The sequence below is a fragment of the Arcobacter sp. s6 genome, from assembly GCF_040884245.1.
GTDB lineage: Bacteria > Campylobacterota > Campylobacteria > Campylobacterales > Arcobacteraceae > Aliarcobacter.
The window spans coordinates 1-23,819 of record NZ_JBEVTN010000004.1; the positions used below are offsets into that span (position 1 = coordinate 1).

The window sequence follows — 23,819 nt, forward strand, 5'->3', positions numbered from 1 at the left end:
GGCAGCCAATTAAGCTAAGGTGTGATAGGATTTCTCCTATCAGAATTACTTTGACACGGAATATTTAACAGTCTCTTTTATAAACTAAGACTTTCTAGAAACTTTTCTTTTTGTGATTTGTCTAAAATTATTTTATTACTATTTTTTAAATTTTCATCGATTTTATCAAACTCACTTGTAGCAAAGAATAGATCAATGTTGTTATTTTTTAAGAACTCATTTAAATCTGATTGTTCAATGAAATCTAAATCCAAAACAATTTTCTTATAAAATTCTTTTTTGTTTTCAAGTTCTAATAATAAATTATCCAATGAATTTACCTGTTTTACAATAAAAGATTTCTTTTTTAATTTTAGAACTATATCCAAATAATATAAAGGGTCCTTGTTCATAAAAAGAATACTTTTATTATCTTTTTTTATAGATATATGTGCTTTCTTAGGAGAAATTTTTTTCTGATTGTTTATTCTATCTTCTGCTTTTCTATTTTGTGTTTCTATATTTTTTTTGATTAGAATAGTAAATTTACTACCCTTATTTAATTCACTTTCAACAGTAATATTCCCACATAACATACTTGTCAATTCTTTTGAAATTGATAATCCAAGACCTGTTCCTTCATATTTTCTATTTAAACTTCCATCAACTTGTTTAAATCTTTCAAAAATGTATTGTAACTTATCACTAGGAATTCCAATTCCATCATCTTTTATTATAAATTCAATAAATTCATTTTTATTGTTTATAATAAATTCTATTTTACCTTTTTGTGTAAATTTAATTGCATTACTTAAAATATTTATTAATATTTGTCCAATTAGTTTTTCATCATTTTTTATAAATTCAAAAGAAGGATCTTTTTGAAAAACAAATTCTAAACCTTTTTTTTGAATTTGTACTAAAAACATTTCGTAAATTTTATTCATTGATTTATTAAAATCAAAAGGCTTTGAGCTAACAATAAGTTCTCCTGCTTCAATTTTAGAAATATCCATTATGTCATTTATCAAAGCAACAAGTTTTTTACCACAATCATTTATTATTGTTAGATTTTTAATTTGAACAGCATCTAAATTTTCTTTTTTATTATTCATCATAATTGATGATAAAATATTTATGGAATTTAAAGGAGTTTTTAATTCGTGGCTCATATTAGCAAAAAAAGAATCTTTATGTTTTTGAGTCTCTATTAATTCAAATTTTTGATTAGTTAAATCTTTTGTTAAATTCTTTAAATCTTTGTTTCTATTTTCTAAATCAATTTGCATTTGATTTAATGAATTAGACAGAATACCTATTTCATCTTTTAAATTTAAGTAAGGAATTTTTATTTTCTTATTTTTACCAATATTTCTTGCTACTTCAGATAGATTTATTAGTTTATTATTTAATTTATTCCCAACTATAAAAGATAGTATTGTGGAAAAAATTATTTCTAAAATAACCAATAAAATATTGTTATTTTTAGTTTCATTTAAAAAAGTTCTATTTTCAGAGTGATCAAAAATTATATAAATAGAACCTATATAAACATCTTCTTCAGTAAAAGTTTCGTGTCTTAATTCATATATCTTGTCATTTAAAGATAAGTCTTGATTAGATTTAATTTTTAAAATTTCTTCAATACTTTGATATTTAAATTTAAACTTAGAAGATACAATCCTATCTTCTTTATCTAATATAATAATTGAATTAATATATTTTAGTTCAGCAACATTTTCAGTTATATTATCCAATGTTCCTAAATCATAAATACTTAAGGGCACAAGTATCAAGTTTTTCATAAATGACATATTAGAATCAATTTTTTCACTAATTAATTGTTTAGAAGAATTAGTTATTGTATTAAAATTAAATACAACAATTAATAGTATAAAAAATACTTCTAATGTTACAAAGGATAATATGAATCTATATTTAAATGACATTATTGGATTATTTAATACCTATATTTTTAATTACATCATATTCATTTGTTGTTGTGAGAATAAATTCATTTATACTTAATAAATCTTTTAAGTCTTCTGGCATTTCTATAATTGCATTTGATATTTTTTCAACTATTTCTTTACTAACTCTTGGGTGACTTGCAAATGGATGAGATGGATAAGGTTTAGTTTTATAAACAATTTCTATTTTATCTTTGTCTTCTATATCTTTAAAATTATCAAAGGTTCTAATAATTCCACCACCAAAATCACCAATTTCTCTAGCAATTCCTTTATAAACAGAATCATGAGAATTTACATAAATTACTTTTGATTCCTTATCAATATCAAAATTATATTTTTCTTTTAATTCATATTTTGTTAAAAGTGTTGCTGCAAAAGCATTTGGTGAAGGAAAAAGAAAAGTAGTACCTTTTAAATTATTAATATTAAATTCTTTATCTTTTTTACCTAAAATTATTCCAACTATATCTTTTTTTGACCTTGCAAATGCACTATAATTTTGTTGCTTATTTGCAACAATAAAATGATAAGGATTCATAAAAGCTATGTCATATTGACCATTAGAAAATTTCTCTTCAAATATTTGTATTGATTTTTCTGTTTTAAAAACAACCTTTATTCCTATTTTCTCAGATAAATACTTTGTTATTTGTAACCATTTTTTTGATAATTCCAATGGACTTTGTTGTGGAACTACACCTAGTGTTATTTCTTGAGAAAATAAAGCTGTGGTAAAAGTAATTAGAAAGAGAATTTTTTTAAACATTATTGTTCCTTATTGTAAAATATTTTTTATTGTTATGTATTAGATCTTTTAAGAATTATTTAATACAATCATAAATTTTAAACCATTTTCACTATTCATAACTTTTAAATCACCTTTAAAATTATTCTTAATGATTAATTTAACCATATATAAACCAATACCCGTACCTGTAGTTTTCGTAGTGAAATATGGATCTAGAAGTTTTTCTAAGATATCAAGTTTTACACCACCTGCATTATCCTCTAAAGTTAAAACTGTTTTTGAATCTTCTTTAAATAATTTTAAAAAGATTTTTCTATCTTCAATATTTCTCTCAATAAAAACATCAAGAGAATTACTAATTATGTTGATTAGAACTTGAACAAGTTCCATTTCGATACCAGTTGTTTTTAATGTCTCATCTATTTCTAAATCTAGTTTTACATTATTTAAAGAAATTTTACTTTCTAAAATTTTTAATGCCCCTTGTATTGAATCATTAATATTAAAAACTTCTGCAGTTTTATTGGGATTATAAAAATCTAAAAATCCATTAATTGTTTCAGTCATATAGTTAATTTGAGATTTCGTATTATCATTAAAATCTTTCATAACTTCATCATTAAGTTCACCATCTTCATAAGAGAATTTTAAACATTCAGAATGTAGAGATATTACATTTAAAGGCTGCTTTAATTGGTGAGATATAATTCCTATCATTTCTCCTAAACTAGCCATTTTACTATTATGAATTAATAAATTCTCTGTTTTATCTAACTGTTTTTTTGATTTATTTAAGTTTTCATAAATATCAATATATACTTTTAATTTAGCTGTTAATAAATTATTGTCAATAGGTTTTGTAATATATTCAATTCCACCTATTTCATAAGCTTTTGATTTATATTGCTCAGTATCATATATTCCTGTAATAAAGATTATAGGAATATCTTTAATAATTTCTAACTCTTTTAAATATAAGGTAAACTCAAAACCATCTACATCTGGCATTTGAACATCCATCAAAATTAAATCAATTGATTTATTTAATAAAATTGCCATTGCATCATTTGCACTAGTTGCTGTAAAAATATTTAAATCAAAATTTTCTTCAATTAATAATTTTAATGAATAAATATTTTCATCAATATCATCAACAATTAATATATTAAATTTCTCCATCATTATTCTCCTCTTTAAAAAGTTGAATACTTTTTAGTTTTTCTATTAAATTTTCCATAACTTCCCCTTCTTCTAAAATCATAAAATTTAAATCTTTATTCATTTTATCATTAATTATATTTTGTAAATTTTCTAATTTAGAATCTAAAATAATCAAATGATTTTCATTTACAATTTCATTTATCTTTTCTTTTAATTTTTGCTCATTTAAAATAGGTGTTACATTAAAAGATTGTTTTTTTAAGTTTATAACTAACTTAAATTGTTCTATACTATTTGAATGATAAATATATATTTGTTTTTTTAAAAAACTATCGTTAATTAAACATTTTGATTCTTTTACATCTATTTTTACATCATTATAATTTAAATCTAGCTTTTCTTGATTTTTTTTATAAATAATATATTTAAATGTAGAGCCTATTCCTATTTCACTTGCAGCACAAATATATCCATTTAACATTTCTGCTAATTGTTTTGAAATAGCTAATCCAAGACCTGTTCCTTGGTATTTTTTACCCATAGAATCATCAACTTGTTTAAATCTATCAAAAACATAATCTAAATTTTCTTTCGCAATTCCTATACCTGAATCTATTATACTTATTTCAAAATATTCATCATACTCTTTTGATAATATTTCTACTTTACCTTCATTTGTAAATTTTATTGCATTACTTAAAAAGTTTTTTATAATTTGTTTTGTTCTTTGTTCATCTGTAAAAATATTATCATTCTTGATTTGAAAATTATTAATAAATTGAATATTTTTATCTTGTGCAACAGGAGCAAATAAATCATATAATTCTTCAATTAAACTTTTTAAAGAAGTATCTTTTTTGTAAATATTCAATTCACCTGCTTCTATCTTAGAAATATCTAATATATCATTTATTAATACAGTCAAATCTTGGGCACATTTATTAATAACCTTTATATTTTTAAGAGATAAATCATCTAATTTATCATCTTTATTATTAGCCATGATTTTTGAAATTATACTAATTGAATTTAATGGAGTTTTTAGTTCATGACTCATATTTGCAAGAAAATCATCTTTTGTTTTATTAGCTTTAATAAGCTCTTTTTTTTGTTCTTTTAATAAATAGTTCGCATTTTCTAATTTATTAAAATTTATACAGGCATGTATACTTAAATTTAATTTTGGAATTAAACTTTCAAACATTGAAAGGAAAAAAGAACAATCAGTCCCTGTATTCTTTGATACTAAAAATAAAATACCATTATCTAAGTTGATTTTTAAAATAATTAAGTCTTTATCATTAATAATTGATAATTTATCTTCATACTTTTCATATTTTTTATAATCAAAATTATTAATTTTTCCAAAGCTATCAAAATCTTCAAATGTCATTTCTTCACTAAGTAATGAAAAATGACCATAGACAGCATATGATTCGCTTACAAAAGTTTTTAAAACTTCATGTATCATTTCTTTTAAATTAAGACTATTACCTATTGCACAATGACAACGATATGCAATTGATATTTGATCTACTAGCAAAGTACACCTACAATACATGATTTATTATAAAAGCTAATATACATATCTGTGTCACTACATATTTCACCCAAGGTTAGTGCACCAAATAAAGTTGAACCTTCTTTCATAAAACTTTTCATTTCTTCTAGTTCACTTGGGAAATTATCCCCTAGAAAAATAGATCTAGAAATACAATCAAATATAATAACATCTTGATTTTCACAAGAATCTGATTCTATTAAAAGTTCTTTAACAGCGAGTCCTGTAGATTTAACTAAAGAGCTAGGCTCACCTTTTAAAATATTTACTGTTGAGTTTTGAAAAATATCACCAACCAAAACTATATGATTATTATCATCAATATAGATAGGATCTCTTACTATTGTTTGGCTATTAAACTTAACAATACCAAAGGGATATGATTTTGCAATATCAAAAAAATTATCATCAGTAAAAGTCATTCCACTATGTTTTTCTATAACACTTTTATAAACATCAAAGGCATTGTTGAAATTCAATGTTTTTAATATATTTTTTTCAGAACTTGTAGCTAAAAATGGTCCCTCTAAATATTCCCAACCACTAGCAATTTTAGTATGAAGTTTCATGGGAGTTGCAATTATTATTGCTGCATTTTTATATATTTTATCTTTTGTAAAAATTACAGGATCATTTTCAAAAGTCATTTTTCCTGCACCACCACCTATAATTTGTGCATTTTCACAAACTACTTCAAACACATTTTCTAAAAAGCTAGTAATATTAGGACTTAATCCATCAAGTAATACTAAGAATGATTTTCTATTTTCAAAAAAAGTAGGATTCGTATCTAAATAATTCAAATCTTCAACAAATAAAAAATCAGAATTTTCTTCTAAAAAACATACAATGATGCCTTTATTATAATAATTTTCATTAAAAACTACAAAAGGAACTATTCCTCCAAAGATTTCGCCATTATAACTCTTTAAATCTTCTAGATTAAAATTAGTATATTCTGCAACTAAAATAAAAGCTTTTTGAGTGTTAGTCTGATTCTCTTCTAAAAAATCTTTTAAACAAAAATAAAATTTACCTTTTTTCATTATAAGCCTTTTAATTTTTCTCTAATTTTACTAGAAAAAAGTACTACAAAAGTATTAAAAAATAATATTATTTATGAATTAATAATATTTATTAGCAAATCTTTTGTAATTGGTTTTTGAAAGAATTTACAACTTGATTTAGAGAATTTTTTATCATTTTCATTTTCATAAATTATAAAAAAACTATCACTAGTATTTGATAATAACATCTCTTTTTCATCATTATTGAGTTTTGAAATATCAATTATTATTTTCTCGTATTCATTTTCATTTTTTAATTTTAGTAATTCTTCTAAGTTTGATGCTTGTTTTACTTCATATTTTTTCTTTAATTCAATAATAATACTAAAAAATAATAAATGATCATTATTTAAAACTAAAATTTTATTTTTCTCTTCTTTAATAATGGCATCACTATTAATTTTGAATTTTGAATTAAAAGCTTCATGATTTTCTTCTAATTGAATATCTTGTTTGATATTATCAACTTCTTCTATATTTACTAAGTCCTTATTTTTAGGCAATATTACTTCAAAAGAAGAACCCTCATTTATTTTACTTTTAACACTAATTTTTCCATTTAATAATAAAACTAATTCCTTGCATATACTAAGACCTAATCCTACTCCACCATATTTTCTTGTTGTAGTACCATCTATTTGAGTAAATCTGTCAAAGATATATTCTAATTTGTTTTCATCAATTCCTACACCTTCATCTTCAACTAATATTTTTATTTCATCTTCACTATCTTTGATTATTAAAGATATAGTTCCTTTATGTGAAAATTTAAATGCATTACTTAATAAACTTTTTATGATTTGATTAATTTTTGTTTCATCGCTATACATTAAATCTAACTTTTCATCTAATATTAACTTTGACAATAAATTTTTTTCTTTGGCTTGTTCTTCAAACTTTTTATAAATTTTATTTATCATTTCTTTTATATTTATAGTTTTATTTGATAAAACAATATCTTTAGTATCTATTTTTGATAAAGCTAACATATCATTTACTAAATATGTTAGGTTTTCTCCACATTTATTTATTATTCCTAAATCTTTAACTTCTTTTTCATTAAAATTATTAGATTTATTTTTAATCATAATACTACTTATTATATTTATAGAATTTAATGGAGTTTTCAGTTCATGGCTCATATTCGCAAGAAATTCATTCTTCGATTTATTTGCATTTTCTGCGTAAATTTTTGCATCATTTAATTTTTTATTTCTTTCATTTAATACATTTAACATATGCATAAAATTATCATTCAATTGAGATATTTCTTCAATATTTGTATTAACTTCTTTAAATTCTATATCTTTTTTGATGATAAGTGTTGTCTGATTTGACAAATCAACTAAAGGTTCAGTTATTTTTTCAGAGAAAAAGTTGATTTTTCTTAAAAGTGAATAGAAAAATATTATATAAAATAATAATAAAAACCCAATAGCTAAATATCCTATTTTATTTGATAAGTTTTCCAAATCCTGTATTGATTTTAGAATATTATTTTTATCAATTACAATCATTAATTTCCAATTTGTTTCTTCAACATTTTGAGATAAAGCTAAATAATCTTTATTATCAATATTTAATGTTTCAGCAGAAGTATCATCTTTTATTAAATTTTTGAATTTCTCAGAATATATATAATTACTTTTCGTAACATTATAATCCTCTGGTTTTTCAATAGTTTTTAAAATAGCATCTGTATAAAGATGTTCTTTTAACTCTTTTAATCCTAATAGTGTCTCTATTTCTTCAGGCATTGCTATTATCATTCCATCTTTATCAACAATAAAAAGCTTTGCATCATAAAGGAATTCTTGATTTAATATATTTTTTACAAAACTATCAATAGTTATATCAATACCAGTTACACCTTCTAAAAAGTCTTTATTGTAAATTGGAACAATACAAGATAACATCCAACCTAAACCAGCAGGATCTAAATAAGCGCCTGTCCAAACAGCTTTTTTTTGGGGATTATGATTTTTATCTGCTAAATAATAGAAGTTATAATCTTCCATTTGAATATGCTCACCATATTGAGTAGAAACATCATCGATAAAAGGATACAACCTATTCATATTGTCCCAAGAATTAAAATAAGCAGCAACGGCTAAGGGATTTACATCTACAATATTTTTTAAAGAAACATCCATGGCTTCTGTAAAAATTGCTTTATTTTTTTCAACTGGAGTAATTTGCGTTTTTGATGAATAATATAAACTAGAACCTACTTTATTAGTTTTATAAAATACATTATTATCTGCAAAATCAAATTGTGGTTCTTCATTTGGAAGTGAAATTCTATTAGGATTAGAAAGAATTAATTCATGTTCTCTTTGTAGTATAGTAGCTAATTGAGATATTTCAGAAAGTTTGTCATTAACAATATTTGATTCTTTTTTTAATAATTCTTTGGTGTTAGTTTGTGCTTGATTTAGTAAAAAATCTGTATTTTGAATTGAAATATATTTATTGATAGAAAAATATAATACTAATAAAGTAATTTCTACTATCAAAATAGGAATTAATGAAAATTTTATAAAATGATTGGATAAGATTTTTCTAAGTTGTAGTTTGTTTATGTTATTCATGAATTTTCCCATTATTTTTTTAAATATTAAGAGTAAAATTCATTAATATAATCTTTTTTAAAGTTTTACTCCAAAAAGATTATATTGTTTAATAGTATCAAAAACGTATCATTTTATGAAATTAACCATATCTTTAGATTTTTGAATTAATTGAATAGGTTATTCATTTAAACCAATGATTTTTAAAGGAATAGTTTGTTCCATCAAATCCCTTGTGTATTTTTTGTAAATATTTCTAAATATTTTTTAATAAATAAGATAAAACTCCACCATTTTTATAATAAATAAGTTCTGTTTTTGTTTCTAATTTACTTTTTACAGTTATTATTTTTACCTCATCATTTCTTTTTATTTCAATATTGATTCTAGCGTTTATTTTTATTTCACTTGATTTTATTGATATTTGCTCATCACCTTTTAAATGTAAAGTTTCAATATCATCATCAATAAATTCTAAAGGTAATATTCCCATTGAGATTAAATTTAATCTATGATTATGAGCAAAGGATTTTGCAATAACAGCCTTTACTCCTAAAAGTTTCGTTCCTTTTGCTGCCCAATCTATTGACTCACCTATTCCATAATAGCTTCCTGCAAATATTATAAGTGGAGTATTTTGTTTTTGCATTTCTTCACTAAAATCATATATAGATACTATTTCACCATTTGAAAAATTTTTTGTAAAACCACCCTCTTTTGGACTTACTATTTTATTCTTTAATTTTGAATTTGAAAAAGTTCCTCGAAGCATTATCTCAACATTTAATCTTCTATTCTCATATTTACCAAATTCATCAGCTTTAAGCTCTTTTGATTCAAGATATTCTGCTGTTTTTGTATATGGCAATATTTTTCCAGTAGGTGTTATCTGCTCTGTTGTAATAGCATTTCCTAAAAGAGCTAATATTTTTGCATCTATTATTTCAATTTTATCTAGGTTTTTATTTTCAAATAATTTTTTATTTTTTTCTACTTGTATATTAGTATCTTCTTTATCCCATTTATATATAGGTAGATTCTGATATCTTAATTCTCTATAATATTCATTTCCATAAAAAATATTCTCATATGCTTTTTTATACACTTTATAATCAATATTTTTTAAATACTCATTTACCTCATCATTACTAGGCCATATATCACTTAGTTCAATATCTTTATATATATTATTTTCTAAAATATTAATATCAATACGACCAACTAAACAATATGCTATTACTAATGCAGGTGTCATTAACCAATTTGAATTTATTTTAGGATGTATTTTCTCTTTAAAGTTTTCCATAGAAGATACAATAGATACAACATTTAAATCAAATTTATCTATATCCATAGAAATTTTAAGCATATCTAATTCTTTTGTAGAGTAAAAAGCTAAATCTTTAGTAACTATTTCAAAACCCAATTCTTCAAAATATTTATATAAATCTAGTTTTATTAAATACTCTTTTATAATTAATGAATCAGCAAAAAGTATTCTTTTTATATTATTGTTAATACTTAGTTTTAATTCACAAGCTTTTTTTGCCAATAGGCCTGCTTGTATTAATGAAGCACTAGTAGTTGATGAGATAATAGCTAAGACAATATCATTATCATTTACATAATGTCCTTTTTTAAAAGTTGTAAACTTAGATACTAGTTCTTCTATACTTAAGCTATCTTCTATTTTTCTAGGACCAGCAACTGTAGTTTTTATAGATGATAAATCAAGAGTTATGTACTCATCATATATTAAATCATTATTATTAAACATTCCTTGTTTTGTATAATACTCTTCTACTAGACTTACACTCACTCCTCTTGTTTTCTCCATATATGCAATAGTTGTATTATCTATTGCAAAATAAGAACAAATCGCACCATATTTTGGCGTAAGACTCGTTATTGTTGCTCTATCTTCTATACTTATATATTTTAGACCACTTCCATAAAATTCTACTATAGTATCAGATATTTTATGTTCTCTTAATATATTAATAAGATTTAATAAAATATCATTTATTCCTACTGCTTTATTAGGTGAGCCAATTACTTCAATACCTATTACTTTTGGAAATAATAAATTAGTTGATGAGCCTAAAAGTAGTGATTGGATTTCTATTTCATGTATATTATAAGAAAGAACGCCAAGAGCATTTAACATAGTAGTTTGAGAATCACTTCCAACTAATGTTTCTGGATATAGATATATTTTATCATCTTCAATTTTTGAACTAATCATAGTAGATAAATATTCTAAATTTACTTTTTTACAAACTCCTAAAGAACAAGGAATCACAGAAAGATTTTCAAACTCATTACTAGCCCACTTAATAAAACTATACTTTTGTTTATTTATATTTTCATTACTACTATGCAAAGAGTTATTTATTACTAAATCTAACATAATTTTAGGATTTAAATCTTTTGGATTTTTACCTTGAGAATAGACAAATTCTTTCATTAAAGCTAATTCTATAAGTATTGGTATACCAACACTATCTTCAAGTATTACTCTATTTGGATAAAAATCAATTTTATTTAAAAAATTTCTATGTATAAAAGTTGATATTATTGCAGATATATCTTCTTCTTTTGCATTTCTTATATTTGATTCTAATAATATTTTTGTAGCATTTGGTAGTTTTCTTAGTAATGGATATTTATCAAAAATCCTTTTCAAATCACAATAATAGTAAACATTTTTGTTAAAAATAAAACTATTTGTAAATCTATTCACTACTATTCCTTTTATAAACAAAGATATATTAATCTTTTTATTTTTTTCTTTAATATTATAATTTTAATACTTATATATATTTTATCTAAGAATTATACTTTTATTTATTTTGAAATGATACTTTTTTGTTTTATTTATCATACAAAAAGTAAAAAAATTTAAATACTTTCAGTGGATAAACTATTTTCTATTTTTCTATCTATAAGTGTGTAAACAATAAATAATACTAGCAACCATATAAAACAAAACACCTTTGAGTTAATTACCATAAATTGTATCTCAAAACATATACAATAATTATAAATAAAAGAATTTAATCTCTTTAAATCAAATACTTAAACTTATCATCATTTATTCAATAAGCTATTAAGAAATCTATCCTATAATATAGGCTTCAAAATTTTAAAGGCGATATATGCAAGATACTATAAAAATTTTTAACGCAAAAGAAAACAATTTAAAAAATATAAACCTAGAAATACCAAAAAATAGGCTTATTGTATTTACAGGACTATCAGGTTCTGGTAAATCAACACTAGCTTTTGATACACTTTATGCCGAAGGGCAAAGAAGATATATAGAATCACTTTCTGCTTATGCTAGACAGTTTTTAGATAAGGTTGGAAAACCTGATGTTGAAAGAATTGAAGGATTAACTCCTGCAATTGCAATTGATCAAAAAACAACTTCTAAAAATCCACGTTCTACTGTTGGAACTATTACAGAAGTTTATGATTATTTTAGACTTTTATATGCAAGAGTTGGAAAACAACATTGTCATCAATGTGGAGAACCAATTTCTCAAATGAGTGCAAGTGATGTAATCACTCAGGTTTTAACACTACCAAATGAATCAAAAATAGTTATTTTAGCTCCTATTATAAATAGAAAAAAAGGAAGTTTTGCTGATTTACTTGAAAACCTAAGAAGTAAGGGTTACGTAAGAGCCATGATTGATGGGGTAATGGCAAGACTTGATGAAGAAATAGAACTTGAAAAAAATAAAATGCACACTATTAAAATAGTAATTGATAGGGTTGTAATAAAAGAAGAAAATAGAGATAGAATTGCTCAAGATGTTGAAAAAGGTTTAAAAGAGAGTTTTGGAGAACTAGAAATCGAAGTTTTAAATCATGAAGAAATGGGTGTTGAAAAACATATTCATTACTCTGAGCATATGGCTTGTTTCTCATGTAAAATCTCTTTTGAACCACTTGAGCCTTTATCTTTTTCTTTCAATTCTCCTAAAGGTGCTTGTTCATCTTGTGATGGTTTAGGTATTAGATACGCACTTGATATGAAAAAAGTAATTGATGAAGAGCTTACTATTGAAGATGGTGCTATAAAAGTAATATATGGATTTAATAAAGGTTTTTACTTTAAAATGCTTTTAGCATTTTGTGAAAAAATGGATATTGATACTAAAATTCCATTTAAAGAGTTAGAAGAGCATCAAAGAAAAGCTATATTACATGGAAGTGTAGAAGATGCTGTATTCTTTTGGAAAAAACATAAACTTACAAGAAAATGGGAAGGAATCATAAAATTAGCCTATGACATGATAAAAGATGAAAAAGAGATGGCTGATTATATGACAGAAAAAAAATGTGACTCTTGTAATGGAAATAGATTAAAGCCCTCTTCTCAAAGTGTTTTTGTAGCACAAAAAACTATTAGTGATTTATTAAATGTTCCTATTGAAGATGCCCATGCATTTTTCCAAGATGAAAAAAACTTTGAATATCTATCAGAACAAAACAAAATGATTTCAAAACCTATATTAAAAGAGATAAAAGAGAGAATCTATTTTCTATATGATGTTGGCTTGGGATATATTACTTTAGGAAGAGATGCAAGGACTATTTCAGGAGGAGAAGCTCAAAGAATTAGAGTTGCCTCACAAATTGGTTCTGGACTAACTGGAGTTATGTATGTACTTGATGAACCTTCTATTGGATTACATGAAAGAGATACGAATAAACTTATCAAAACTCTTCGTGCATTACAAGAAAAAGGAAATACTGTAATTGTAGTTGAACATGATAAAGAGACTATTCAAGCAGCTGATTATATAGTTGATATTGGACCAAATGCTGGAAAATTCGGGGGAGAGATTGTATTTGCGGGAACTTTAAAAGAGATGAATAAAGCGAAAACTCTAACTGCGAAATATGTAACTGGTGCTAAAAAAATTGATTATGTTCATAATCGTCCTCAAGAAGAGTTTATTGAAATAAAAAATGTAACTATAAATAATATCAAAGATTTAGATGTGAGAATTCCTCTTAAAAACCTTTGTGCAATAACAGGGGTTTCAGGAAGTGGAAAATCATCACTTATTTTACAAACCCTACTTCCTGTTGCAAAAGAGCTTTTAAATAGAGCTAGAAAAGTTAAAAAAGTTGATGGTGTAGAAATTGAAGGATTAGAAAAACTTGATAAAGTTATCTATCTTGACCAAAGCCCAATAGGAAGAACACCAAGATCAAATCCAGCAACTTATACAGGTTTAATGGATGAAATTAGAGAACTATTTGCAAAAACAAAAGAAGCAAGTCTTCGAGGTTATAAAATAGGAAGATTCTCTTTTAACGTAAAAGGTGGACGTTGTGAAAAATGTCAAGGTGAAGGTGAAATCAAAATAGAAATGCACTTCTTACCCGATATTATGGTGAAATGTGATGATTGTCATGGGAAGCGATACAATGCTCAAACTTTAGAGATTTTATACAAAGGTAAAAATATTTCTGATGTATTAAATATGAGTGTTGATGAAGCCTTAGAGTTTTTTGCGAAAGTTCCAAAACTAAATGCAAAACTTCAAACACTAAGTGACGTAGGTCTTGGATATATCACACTTGGACAAAATGCTGTTACGTTAAGTGGTGGAGAAGCACAAAGAATTAAACTTTCAAAAGAGCTAAGTAAAAAAGATACGGGAAATACTTTATATGTATTAGATGAGCCAACAACTGGTCTTCACTTTGCAGATGTTGATAGACTTACAAAAGTATTACATCATTTAGTTGATTTAGGAAACTCCGTTCTTGTAATTGAACATAATCTTGATGTTATTAAAAACTCTGATTGGGTTATTGATATGGGACCTGAGGGTGGAAATAAAGGTGGAATGTTAGTTGATGAGGGAACTCCTGAGCAACTAGCAGCAAATCATAAAGTATCAGGCTCACATACGGGTTACTATCTAGACAAAGAGATAAATGGTTAATGAAAATAGATTACACTATTTTTAATCAAAAAACTGCTATTGATAGATTTTTATTTGCTATTGAAAATGGCTATTTTGTAGAAGCTCATGAGCTACTTGAAGATGATTGGAATTTATATAAAAAACAAGGGCAAAAACAAAAAGCTCTTGTTTTAAAAGGTCTTATAAATGGAGCAACTGCTTTGGCATTGTTTTATATAAAGAAAAAACCTGAAGGTTATAAAAAAGTTTGGCCTGCATTTTTAAAATACATACCTTTATTAGATGAAATTGAATTAGATTATAAAGAAAAGTTTTACGAAGCAAAAGAAATATTGATAAAAATAAACTCTCAAATAGAAATCAAGTAATATAAAAACTTGATTTCTAAGAAGCTGAATTAGCTTGACTCATCATAAATGACTTGATTCTCATCATATTTTCTGTTGGATATTGATTTTCAGCGTTTCCACGTACTGCTTTTACATAAAAATCTTTTGAAGAATCATTAAAACCAAAATTTGTATTAGTTAAAACCACTTCATATTTAGCTTGATTTGAAGATTGAGTAGAAACTTCACTTGCTTTAGATACTTCTTTTGATTCTATTGTTGTTTCTTGTGATACTTGATTTAAATCATTTTTATTTGCTATTGCTGATGATTCGCTTGATGATTGAACTCTTTGAATATTCAGAGCCCTATTATCTGTAAATTGATCAAGTTTAGGTATTGTTCCATATTCCATAATAAACCCCCCTAATAGAAATAATATAAGGTATTATACTATAAAAAACAAATATTTTACAAATTATTTTTATTTATTAAAGTTTATTTTGATATTATTGTTTATAAAGTTTAAATAAAAAAAGGAGTTTCCTTGGAAGATAATTCCCCGAGGCGTAATTTATTAAGAAGTGAGAATAAATGGAAATTTTAGTCTTACTATTTATTGCGGTTATTGGTACATCGTTTTTATGTTCTGTTTTGGAGTCAGTTTTACTATCTACAAATGCATCTTACATTTCTGTTTTAGAAAAAAACAATCCTGTTGCTGGAAAGCTATTAAAAAAATTAAAAACAGATATTGATAAATCAATCGCTTCAATTCTTATTTTAAATACAATTGCTAACACACTTGGTGCAACTGCAATTGGAGTTCAAGCACAAAATGTTTTTGCAGGTAATAGCACTCTTGTTATGGTTGTCTCAATTGTACTTACATTTATGATTCTATTTTTTGCAGAAATTATTCCTAAAACTATTGGAGCTGTTTATTGGAAACAGTTAGCTCCTCACTCACCTAGGCTTATAAATATATTTATATTCCTTACTTATCCTATTATTATAATTACACAATTTGTAACAAGAAAAATAGGAAAAGAAAGTAGTGATGCTATATCTAGAGAAGAATTAATTCATTCTACACTTTTAAGTGAAGAAGAAGGAATTATAGGTGATTTAGAATCTCAAATAATTGAAAATACTCTAACTTTAAATAATATAAAAATAAAAGACATTTTAACACCTCGTTCTGTTGTTTATGCAATAGAAAAAAATACTTTAATAAAAGATATTGTTGAAGATAAAAGGACTTTTAAATTTTCAAGAGTTCCTGTATATGATGGAAATATTGATAATATAGTTGGAATTGTTTTAACAAAAAAAATATTTAAACAAGCACTAACAGAAGGTGATAAAAATCTTGAAGATATTATGAAACCTGTATTTTCTTTACATGAGAATATTCATGTAGCAAAAGCTTTAAATATGTTTATACAAAAAAAAGAGCATATGTTTATAGTGCATGATTCATACAATCAAACCGAGGGAATTGTAAGTTTAGAAGATTGTATTGAAACATTACTTGGTCTTGAGATAATGGATGAACTTGATACAACTGCTGATATGAGAAAACTTGCTTTAAATAAAATGAAAGCAAAAAGAAAAGAGAAAGAAAAAGAATCTCACTAACTGTAATAAAAATTACAAAATAAGAAATATAGGGATAATCCCTATATTTAAAATCTAACAATTATCTAAAATAATAAATAAAATTCTTAATAAATAAGAACTTTTTAAATTTCTTTTCTATAGAATCTATAGGAATTTATAAAAAAGGAAAAATCATGACTATAAAACTTAGAAAAAGCGATGCAAATGAACCATTTTCATTTATATTTGTAAATGAAGAAGGAAAAACTATTGTAAAAAGTGAAAACTACGCTCAAAAAGCAAGTGCAAAAAATGGAATAGAATCGGTAATAAGAAATTGTCAAGAAGACTCTAGATATGAATTAAAAGAATCATCAAATGCTAAAGCTTTTTTCAACATTAAATCATCAAATGGACAAATTGTAGGAACAAGTGCTTTATTTGATTCAGAAACAGCTAGAAGTGCTGCAATTGCTGAATTAAAAGCAAATAGCAAAAATGCAGAGATAATTGAAGAATAAAATCTAAATTTTCTATATACAAAAGTGAATGTCCAAAGAGGCATTCACTTTTTTTTGCTATAATATTTATAAATATTCGCAAAATATCTGAAATAAAGGGCTATTATGAGTAGTACTATTGATTATGAAAAACTAAAACTTTTTTATATTGGAAAAGAAAAAACAAATAATGATTCTTATGTTCCACTAGTCTATAAAAACAAAGATTTACTAACCCATGCTGCAATAATTGGAATGACAGGAAGTGGGAAAACAGGACTTGGAATTTCACTTTTAGAAGAAGCAGCTATTGATAATATACCTTCTATTATTATTGATCCAAAAGGTGATATGACAAATCTTTTACTTACATTTCCAAATTTACAAGGAAAAGATTTCGAACCATGGATTGAAGCTCAAGATGCACAAAACAATGGTGTAAGCGTACAAGAACATGCACAAAAAACTGCAAATATGTGGGAAAAAGGAATTGAAGAAGATTTTCAAAGTCCTCAAAGAATTGAAAAACTAAAAAACTCTGCTGATTTTACCATTTATACACCAGGAAGCTCTGCAGGAGTTCAAATATCAATTTTATCTTCTTTTAAAGCTCCTTCACGTGAAATTTTAGAAGATAATGATTTACTTGTTTCACTTATCAATTCAACAGTATCTTCTATTTTATCTTTAATTGATGAAAAAAATGACTCTATTTCTAAAGAGAGTATTTTAATTTCTTCAATTTTTATGAATTATTATACTGCTGGAAAAGATTTAAATTTAGAGCAATTAATTTCACTAATAGTAACTCCCCCTTTTGAAAAAGTTGGGATATTTGATTTAGAAACTTTTTTTGCCCAAGATGATAGATTAAAACTTGCTCTTAAATTAAATACAATTATTGCAAATCCATCTTTTAAATCTTGGATAGAGGGTGAGACTTTAGATATATCAAATCTACTTTATGATGAAAATGGAAAGGCTAAGGTTTCTATTTTTTCAATAGCACATTTAAATGATTCGCAAAGAATGTTTTTTGTATCACTTTTATTAAACCAAATGGTTTCATGGATGAGAAGACAGGAGGGAACAACATCACTTAAAGCCCTACTTTATATGGATGAAATCTTTGGATATTTTCCACCAAGTGCAAATCCTCCATCAAAACAACCTATGCTTACACTTCTTAAACAAGCAAGATCTTTTGGTGTGGGAATCATTCTTTCAACTCAAAATCCAGTTGATATTGATTATAAAGGTTTAGCAAATATTGGAACTTGGTTTATCGGAAGATTACAAACAAAACAAGATAAAGAAAAAGTAATAGATGGATTAAGTTCTGCAAATGAAGGGAATCTTGATAAAAATGAACTTATGAACTTAATATCAAATCTTGAAAAAAGAACATTTATTTTAAAAAATATAAATGAAGAGGGAATAAAAGTATTTAAAACAAGATGGGCATTATCTTATTTAAAAGGTCCTATAACAAAAGATGATATTAGAAAACTAATGGCAACTAAAATAGAAAAATTTGTTGCAACTCCAACAGAAAAAACTATTGAAAAAGAGCATATAAAACCTCAAATAAAAGATGTTGAACAAAATATAAAACCAATAATAACAAGTAATATAACTCAAAAGTATTTATATACTTCACAAAACAATAGTTACTATCTACAACCATATTTAACATTTTCTTGTGATGTTCATTTTGTGAATACATCAAAAGCAATCGATTTAGAACAAAAAGAATCATTTAAAATTTATTTAGATGAATCTATGCAAGATATTAATTTTGAAGAGCAAGAAGTTCTTGAAAATAGTACTTTTGAGGATAAAGATAGGGCAAACTCATCTTACTATTCTATTCCTACTTTTATTCAAAATGAAAAAGAACTAAAATCAATAGAAAAAAACTTTTCTGACTATATATATAGAAATAAGAAACTAACTCTTTATAAAAATGATGCTTTAAAATTAGTTTCAAAACAAGATGAAACATTAAGTGATTTTAAAATTAGATTGCAAGATAGATTAAATGAAAAAATAGATGAAGAAGTTGAGAAACTACAAGTAAAATTTGCAAAAGATAATGATTCCCTAGAAAATAAACTCTCAAGCTTATACCAAAAATTAGAAAAAGAAGAGCATCAAGCAACATCTACAACAACAGATACTATAATTGCTATTGGAACTTCACTTCTAGGAGCTTTTTTTGGAAAATCTGTTATTAATAAAACAAATATAGGAAAAGTTGCAAGCAGTGCAAAGGGTGCAACTAGAATATTAAAAGAAAGAAATGATGTAAAATATGTTGAAAGTGACATAGCACAATTACAAGAAGAGCAAGCAAATTTAAAAAAATCACTAGAAGATGAAATAGAAAAAATAAACTCTTCAAATTTTAGTTCAAACTATGAAATAGAAGAGATTTTTATAAAACCAAAAAGAAGTGATATTTATAATATAAAAATAGAATTACTTTGGAAAGAACAATAACAATGTCAAAAAACTTAAATGAATTTCTAAAACCCTTAAAGAGTCTTACAATAAGCTCTCTAGATGATAAAGGATATCCTTTCTCATCTTATGCACCTTTTGTAAAATATGATAGCAAATATTATGTGTATTTATCTTTGATGGCAAAACACTCATCAAATTTAACACAAAATAAAATAGCATCTATTTTCTTTTGTGAAGATGAACAAGATTGTAAAAATATCTTTGGTAAAAAAAGAGTCTCAATTCAATGTGAAACAAAAAAATTAGAACAAGATACAGTAAATGAAGCAAATATTTTAGAACAATTTAGAATTAAATTTGGAGCTGAAATGCCAGATATGCTTAAAAAAATGGGTGATTTCTATCTATTTGAGTTTACACCATTTTATGGTGAAGCAGTGTTTGGATTTGGGAAAGCATACAATCTTGGTGGTGAAAACTTCGAAGAGTTTGTACAAAGAGAAAATACAAATTTATCCTCAAGTCATGGACATGGAAGTAAATAATAGATAAAATAGTATTTAAAATAATAATTAAAAAAGGATTTAAATGAAAGGTTTAGTATTTACAGAATTACTAGAATATGTAGAAGAAAATTTTGGTTTTGATATGGCTGATAAAATTATAGAAGAAGCAAATTTAGAAAATGGTGGTTCTTTTACACAAGCTGGGAACTATCCATTTGAAGAGCTTGTTAAATTACTAAGTGCACTTAGTAAAGAATCAAATATTGAAATTCCAAAACTTTTAGAAATATTTGGAGAGCATATGTTTACTAAATTAATTTCATTAAATCCACAATTAAAATATAATTTTAAATCTTGTTTAGATTTGATATCAAATGTAGATAATATTATTCATCCTGAAGTACAAAAACTTTATCCAGGTGCTGATTTACCAGCTTTTAATTTAATTGAAAAACTTGACAATAAGATTATTATTGATTATATTTCAAGTAAACATTTAGAAGCATTTGCTATAGGATTAATGAAAGGTTCGGCAAAATCATTTGAAGAAAAAATTAATATTAAACAAGAAGTAAATAATGGGTTTACAAGATTTACAATAGAAGTTGAAAAATAATTATATGTTAGAAGATGAAAGCCCTTGGAAAAAACGTTTCGAAAGAGAAAGAAAAGCTAGAAAAGAAGCAGAACAACTTTTAGAGCAAAAAAGTAGTGAAGTCTATGATATAAATAAAAATCTTGAAAAACTTATTTATGAAAGAACTTTAGCATTAGAAGAAGCTCTAAAAAATGCCAATGCAGCAAAAGAAGCCAAAGCAAATTTTATGGCAAATATGTCTCATGAAATAAGAACACCAATGAATGGAATAATTGGATTTACACAATTACTAAGTGAAACAACTCTTGATACTACACAAAAAGAGTATGTAGAGATAATTGAATCTTCAACAAAAACATTAGTTTCAATTATAAATGATATTTTAGATTACTCTAAAATTGAAAATGGAAAAATGCAAATTGAATTAATTGATGTTAATTTAAAAAAAGAATTAACAGATAATTTTATGCTATTTTCAAATAATGCAAAAGAAAAATATCTTAAATATAATTTTTATATAGATGAAAAAATAAATGAAAACTTATATTTAGATATTCATAAAATAAAACAAGTAATGTCTAATCTAATTAGTAATGCAATAAAATTCACATCAAATAATAAAAGTATTAACATAAAAATAGTTCTTAAAAAAGATTTATATAATAGTCAAATTATATTATTTAGTATTTTAGATGAAGGAATTGGGATAGCACTAGATAAACAAAAAACTATTTTTGAAGCTTTTTCACAAGCCGATAATTCTACTACAAGAAAGTTTGGTGGGACAGGATTAGGATTAAATATATCTTCATCTATAGTAAAATTGTTAGGTGGAGAACTTAAAGTTGAAAGTCAAGAAAGTAAAGGTAGTAATTTCTTTTTTGAATTACAATTTGAAAAATCAAAGAAAAAGGAACAAATACAAATGCCTTTAAAGAAAAATATAACTATTAATAATAAAAATTTAAAAATTTTACTTGTAGATGACAATGAAATAAATCTTCTTCTTATCTCTGAAATTTTGAAAAAACTTAAAATAACATCATTTACTTTAGCTAAAAATGGCCAAATAGCTATAAATAAATGTCTAGAAAACAGTTTTGATATAATCTTAATGGATATTAATATGCCTATTTTGAATGGTGTTGAAGCTACAAATATTTTAAGAAAAGAGCATCATATAAAAACTCCTATTATTGCACTAACAGCAAATTCTTTAGAGGGAGATAAAGATAAATTTTTAGAAAATGGAATGGATGATTATTTATCAAAACCATTTACTTTAGAAAAGTTTATAGAAATAATAAATAAATATAGTTAAATACCTAAGTACTAAATATTTTAAATTATGTAAACCAAAAAGAGTAGTTATTTACTCTTTTTCGCTTTTGGGTTTGGTAAGTCTGTAATACTTCCCTCATAAATCTCAGCTGCCATTCCAACTGATTCGTGTAGTGTTGGGTGAGCATGTATTGTAAGTGCTATATCTTCTGCATCACAATCCATTTCAAGTGCTAGTGTAATTTCTCCTAGTAACTCTCCTGCGTTTTCACCAACTAAAGCTCCACCAATTAAAGTATGGTCTTTTTTATCAAAAATTAATTTTGTCATACCATTTTGACTTACATCACTAGCTAATGCTCTACCTGATGCACTCCATGGGAATGTTGACACTTCATAATCAATTCCAGCAGCAATTGCTTCTTTTTCAGTCATTCCAACCCATGCAACTTCAGGGAAAGTATATGCAATTGATGGGATAACTTTTGGTTCAAAGTAGTGTTTTTTACCTGCAATTACTTCAGCAGCAACGTGAGCTTCATGTACACCTTTGTGTGCAAGCATTGGTTGTCCTACGATATCACCAACTGCAAAAATATGTTCTACATTTGTTCTCATTTGCTTATCTACTTCGATAATTCCCCAATCATTTACTTTAACACCAGCGTTTTCAAGGTTAAGAAGTTTTCCATTTGCAGCTCTTCCAATAGCAACTAAAACAGCATCATAAACAAAAGGTTCAGACTGAACTCCTTCACCTTCCATTGATACATGAATACCATCCTCTTTAGCTTCTACTTTTGCAACTTTTGTATTTAACATAATATTAAATCTTTTAGCATTTGCTTTTGTATACATTTTTATAACATCTTTATCAGCAACAGGAACTAATTGGTCTTGCATTTCAACAACATCAATAGTAGAGCCTAATTTTTGATAAACAGTTCCCATTTCAAGTCCAATAATTCCTCCACCCATAATAAGTAGTTTTTTAGGTATTACTTTTAAATCTAAGGCATCTGTTGAATCCCAAATTCTTGGATCTTCATGGGGAATAAATGGTAACTTAATAGGTCTTGAACCAGCTGCAATTATGGCATTTTCAAAAGTGATTGTTACATCTTCTTTTCCACTTACTTGAACTGTGTTTTTATCTACAAATAGAGCTGTTCCTTGCACTACTGTAACATTTCTCATTTTACTCATAGCACCTAAACCATCTGTTAATTTCTTAACAACACCATTTTTATAAGCTGCAATTTTTTCTATATCTATAGTTGGTTCTGCAAAAGTTAAGCCATGAGCAGAAATATGCTCAGCTTCTTCTTTTACTTTAGCAACATGAAGTAAAGCTTTTGAAGGAATACAACCAACATTTAAACAAACTCCACCTAAAGTAGAAAATTTTTCTACTAAAACAACCTTCATTCCTAAATCTGCACTTCTGAACGCAGCAGAATATCCTGCTGGTCCTGAACCTATTACTAATACTTGTGCGTTTAATTCTTTACTCATTGTAACCTC

17 protein-coding genes are annotated in these 23,819 nt (G+C 25.2%); 8 read left to right on the top strand and 9 right to left on the bottom strand.

The features are described from left to right. Positions 1 to 77 precede the first annotated feature (77 nt). The 7 genes from ABVS04_RS02915 to acnA form a co-directional block, all read right to left on the bottom strand. Entirely contained in the window at positions 78 to 1,928 is a 1,851-nt protein-coding gene (locus ABVS04_RS02915) for an ATP-binding protein (protein ID WP_368029168.1), read from the bottom strand. Positions 1,929 to 1,935: 7 nt separating this feature from the next. Further along, positions 1,936 to 2,718: a phosphate/phosphite/phosphonate ABC transporter substrate-binding protein gene (locus ABVS04_RS02920; protein ID WP_368029169.1), complete on the bottom strand. Its 783-nt coding sequence runs from the start codon at positions 2,716 to 2,718 to the stop codon at positions 1,936 to 1,938. 48 nt (positions 2,719 to 2,766) lie between these two features. Further along, positions 2,767 to 3,879: a response regulator gene (locus tag ABVS04_RS02925; RefSeq protein ID WP_368029170.1), complete on the bottom strand. Its 1,113-nt coding sequence runs from the start codon at positions 3,877 to 3,879 to the stop codon at positions 2,767 to 2,769. Next, a complete protein-coding gene (locus ABVS04_RS02930) occupies positions 3,866 to 5,404 on the bottom strand; it encodes a sensor histidine kinase (RefSeq protein ID WP_368029171.1) in 1,539 nt (512 codons plus the stop codon). The genes ABVS04_RS02925 and ABVS04_RS02930 overlap by 14 nt, the downstream gene beginning before the upstream one ends. Continuing rightward, the gene (locus ABVS04_RS02935; RefSeq protein WP_368029172.1) at positions 5,398 to 6,468 is read right to left on the bottom strand and encodes an FIST signal transduction protein; all 1,071 of its coding nucleotides are present in this window, start codon (positions 6,466 to 6,468) and stop codon (positions 5,398 to 5,400) included. Before ABVS04_RS02935 ends, ABVS04_RS02930 begins: the two co-directional genes overlap by 7 nt. Positions 6,469 to 6,539: 71 nt before the next feature. Continuing rightward, the gene (locus ABVS04_RS02940; RefSeq protein WP_368029173.1) at positions 6,540 to 9,080 is read right to left on the bottom strand and encodes an ATP-binding protein; all 2,541 of its coding nucleotides are present in this window, start codon (positions 9,078 to 9,080) and stop codon (positions 6,540 to 6,542) included. A 235-nt stretch (positions 9,081 to 9,315) separates the two neighbouring features. Then, on the bottom strand, positions 9,316 to 11,802 hold the full coding sequence (gene acnA, locus ABVS04_RS02945) for an aconitate hydratase AcnA (RefSeq protein ID WP_368029174.1): 2,487 nt from the start codon (positions 11,800 to 11,802) through the stop codon (positions 9,316 to 9,318). Between the two features lie 415 nt (positions 11,803 to 12,217). Here acnA and uvrA point away from each other — a divergent pair, with 415 nt between their 5' ends. Both uvrA and ABVS04_RS02955 read left to right on the top strand, forming a co-directional pair. Further along, a complete protein-coding gene (gene uvrA, locus ABVS04_RS02950) occupies positions 12,218 to 15,031 on the top strand; it encodes an excinuclease ABC subunit UvrA (RefSeq protein WP_368029175.1) in 2,814 nt (937 codons plus the stop codon). Then, positions 15,031 to 15,381, top strand: a complete 351-nt coding sequence (locus ABVS04_RS02955; protein WP_368029176.1) for a DUF309 domain-containing protein — start codon at positions 15,031 to 15,033, stop codon at positions 15,379 to 15,381. The genes uvrA and ABVS04_RS02955 overlap by 1 nt, the downstream gene beginning before the upstream one ends. Before the next feature lie 16 nt (positions 15,382 to 15,397). Here the strand turns inward: ABVS04_RS02955 and ABVS04_RS02960 are convergent, their stop codons facing one another. Next, on the bottom strand, positions 15,398 to 15,757 hold the full coding sequence (locus tag ABVS04_RS02960) for a hypothetical protein (RefSeq protein ID WP_368029177.1): 360 nt from the start codon (positions 15,755 to 15,757) through the stop codon (positions 15,398 to 15,400). 179 nt (positions 15,758 to 15,936) lie between these two features. Between ABVS04_RS02960 and ABVS04_RS02965 the strand changes: the two genes are divergently transcribed. The 6 genes from ABVS04_RS02965 (at position 15,937) to ABVS04_RS02990 (ending at position 22,335) form a co-directional block, all read left to right on the top strand. After that, positions 15,937 to 16,983 carry a CNNM domain-containing protein gene (locus ABVS04_RS02965; RefSeq protein WP_368029178.1) on the top strand — a complete coding sequence of 349 codons (1,047 nt, stop codon included), beginning with the start codon at positions 15,937 to 15,939 and terminating at the stop codon, positions 16,981 to 16,983. Between the two features lie 155 nt (positions 16,984 to 17,138). Further along, on the top strand, positions 17,139 to 17,465 hold the full coding sequence (locus ABVS04_RS02970) for a DUF1508 domain-containing protein (protein WP_368029179.1): 327 nt from the start codon (positions 17,139 to 17,141) through the stop codon (positions 17,463 to 17,465). A 105-nt stretch (positions 17,466 to 17,570) separates the two neighbouring features. After that, positions 17,571 to 19,946: a DUF87 domain-containing protein gene (locus tag ABVS04_RS02975; RefSeq protein ID WP_368029180.1), complete on the top strand. Its 2,376-nt coding sequence runs from the start codon at positions 17,571 to 17,573 to the stop codon at positions 19,944 to 19,946. Between the two features lie 2 nt (positions 19,947 to 19,948). After that, positions 19,949 to 20,455: a HugZ family protein gene (locus ABVS04_RS02980; protein ID WP_368029181.1), complete on the top strand. Its 507-nt coding sequence runs from the start codon at positions 19,949 to 19,951 to the stop codon at positions 20,453 to 20,455. Positions 20,456 to 20,498: 43 nt separating this feature from the next. Next, positions 20,499 to 21,032, top strand: coding sequence for a heme NO-binding domain-containing protein (locus ABVS04_RS02985; RefSeq protein ID WP_368029182.1), 534 nt, complete (start codon positions 20,499 to 20,501; stop codon positions 21,030 to 21,032). A 4-nt stretch (positions 21,033 to 21,036) separates the two neighbouring features. Then, the gene (locus ABVS04_RS02990; protein WP_368029183.1) at positions 21,037 to 22,335 is read left to right on the top strand and encodes a response regulator; all 1,299 of its coding nucleotides are present in this window, start codon (positions 21,037 to 21,039) and stop codon (positions 22,333 to 22,335) included. A gap of 47 nt (positions 22,336 to 22,382) precedes the next feature. Here the strand turns inward: ABVS04_RS02990 and lpdA are convergent, their stop codons facing one another. Continuing rightward, positions 22,383 to 23,810 carry a dihydrolipoyl dehydrogenase gene (lpdA, locus tag ABVS04_RS02995; RefSeq protein WP_368029184.1) on the bottom strand — a complete coding sequence of 476 codons (1,428 nt, stop codon included), beginning with the start codon at positions 23,808 to 23,810 and terminating at the stop codon, positions 22,383 to 22,385. Positions 23,811 to 23,819 lie beyond the last annotated feature (9 nt).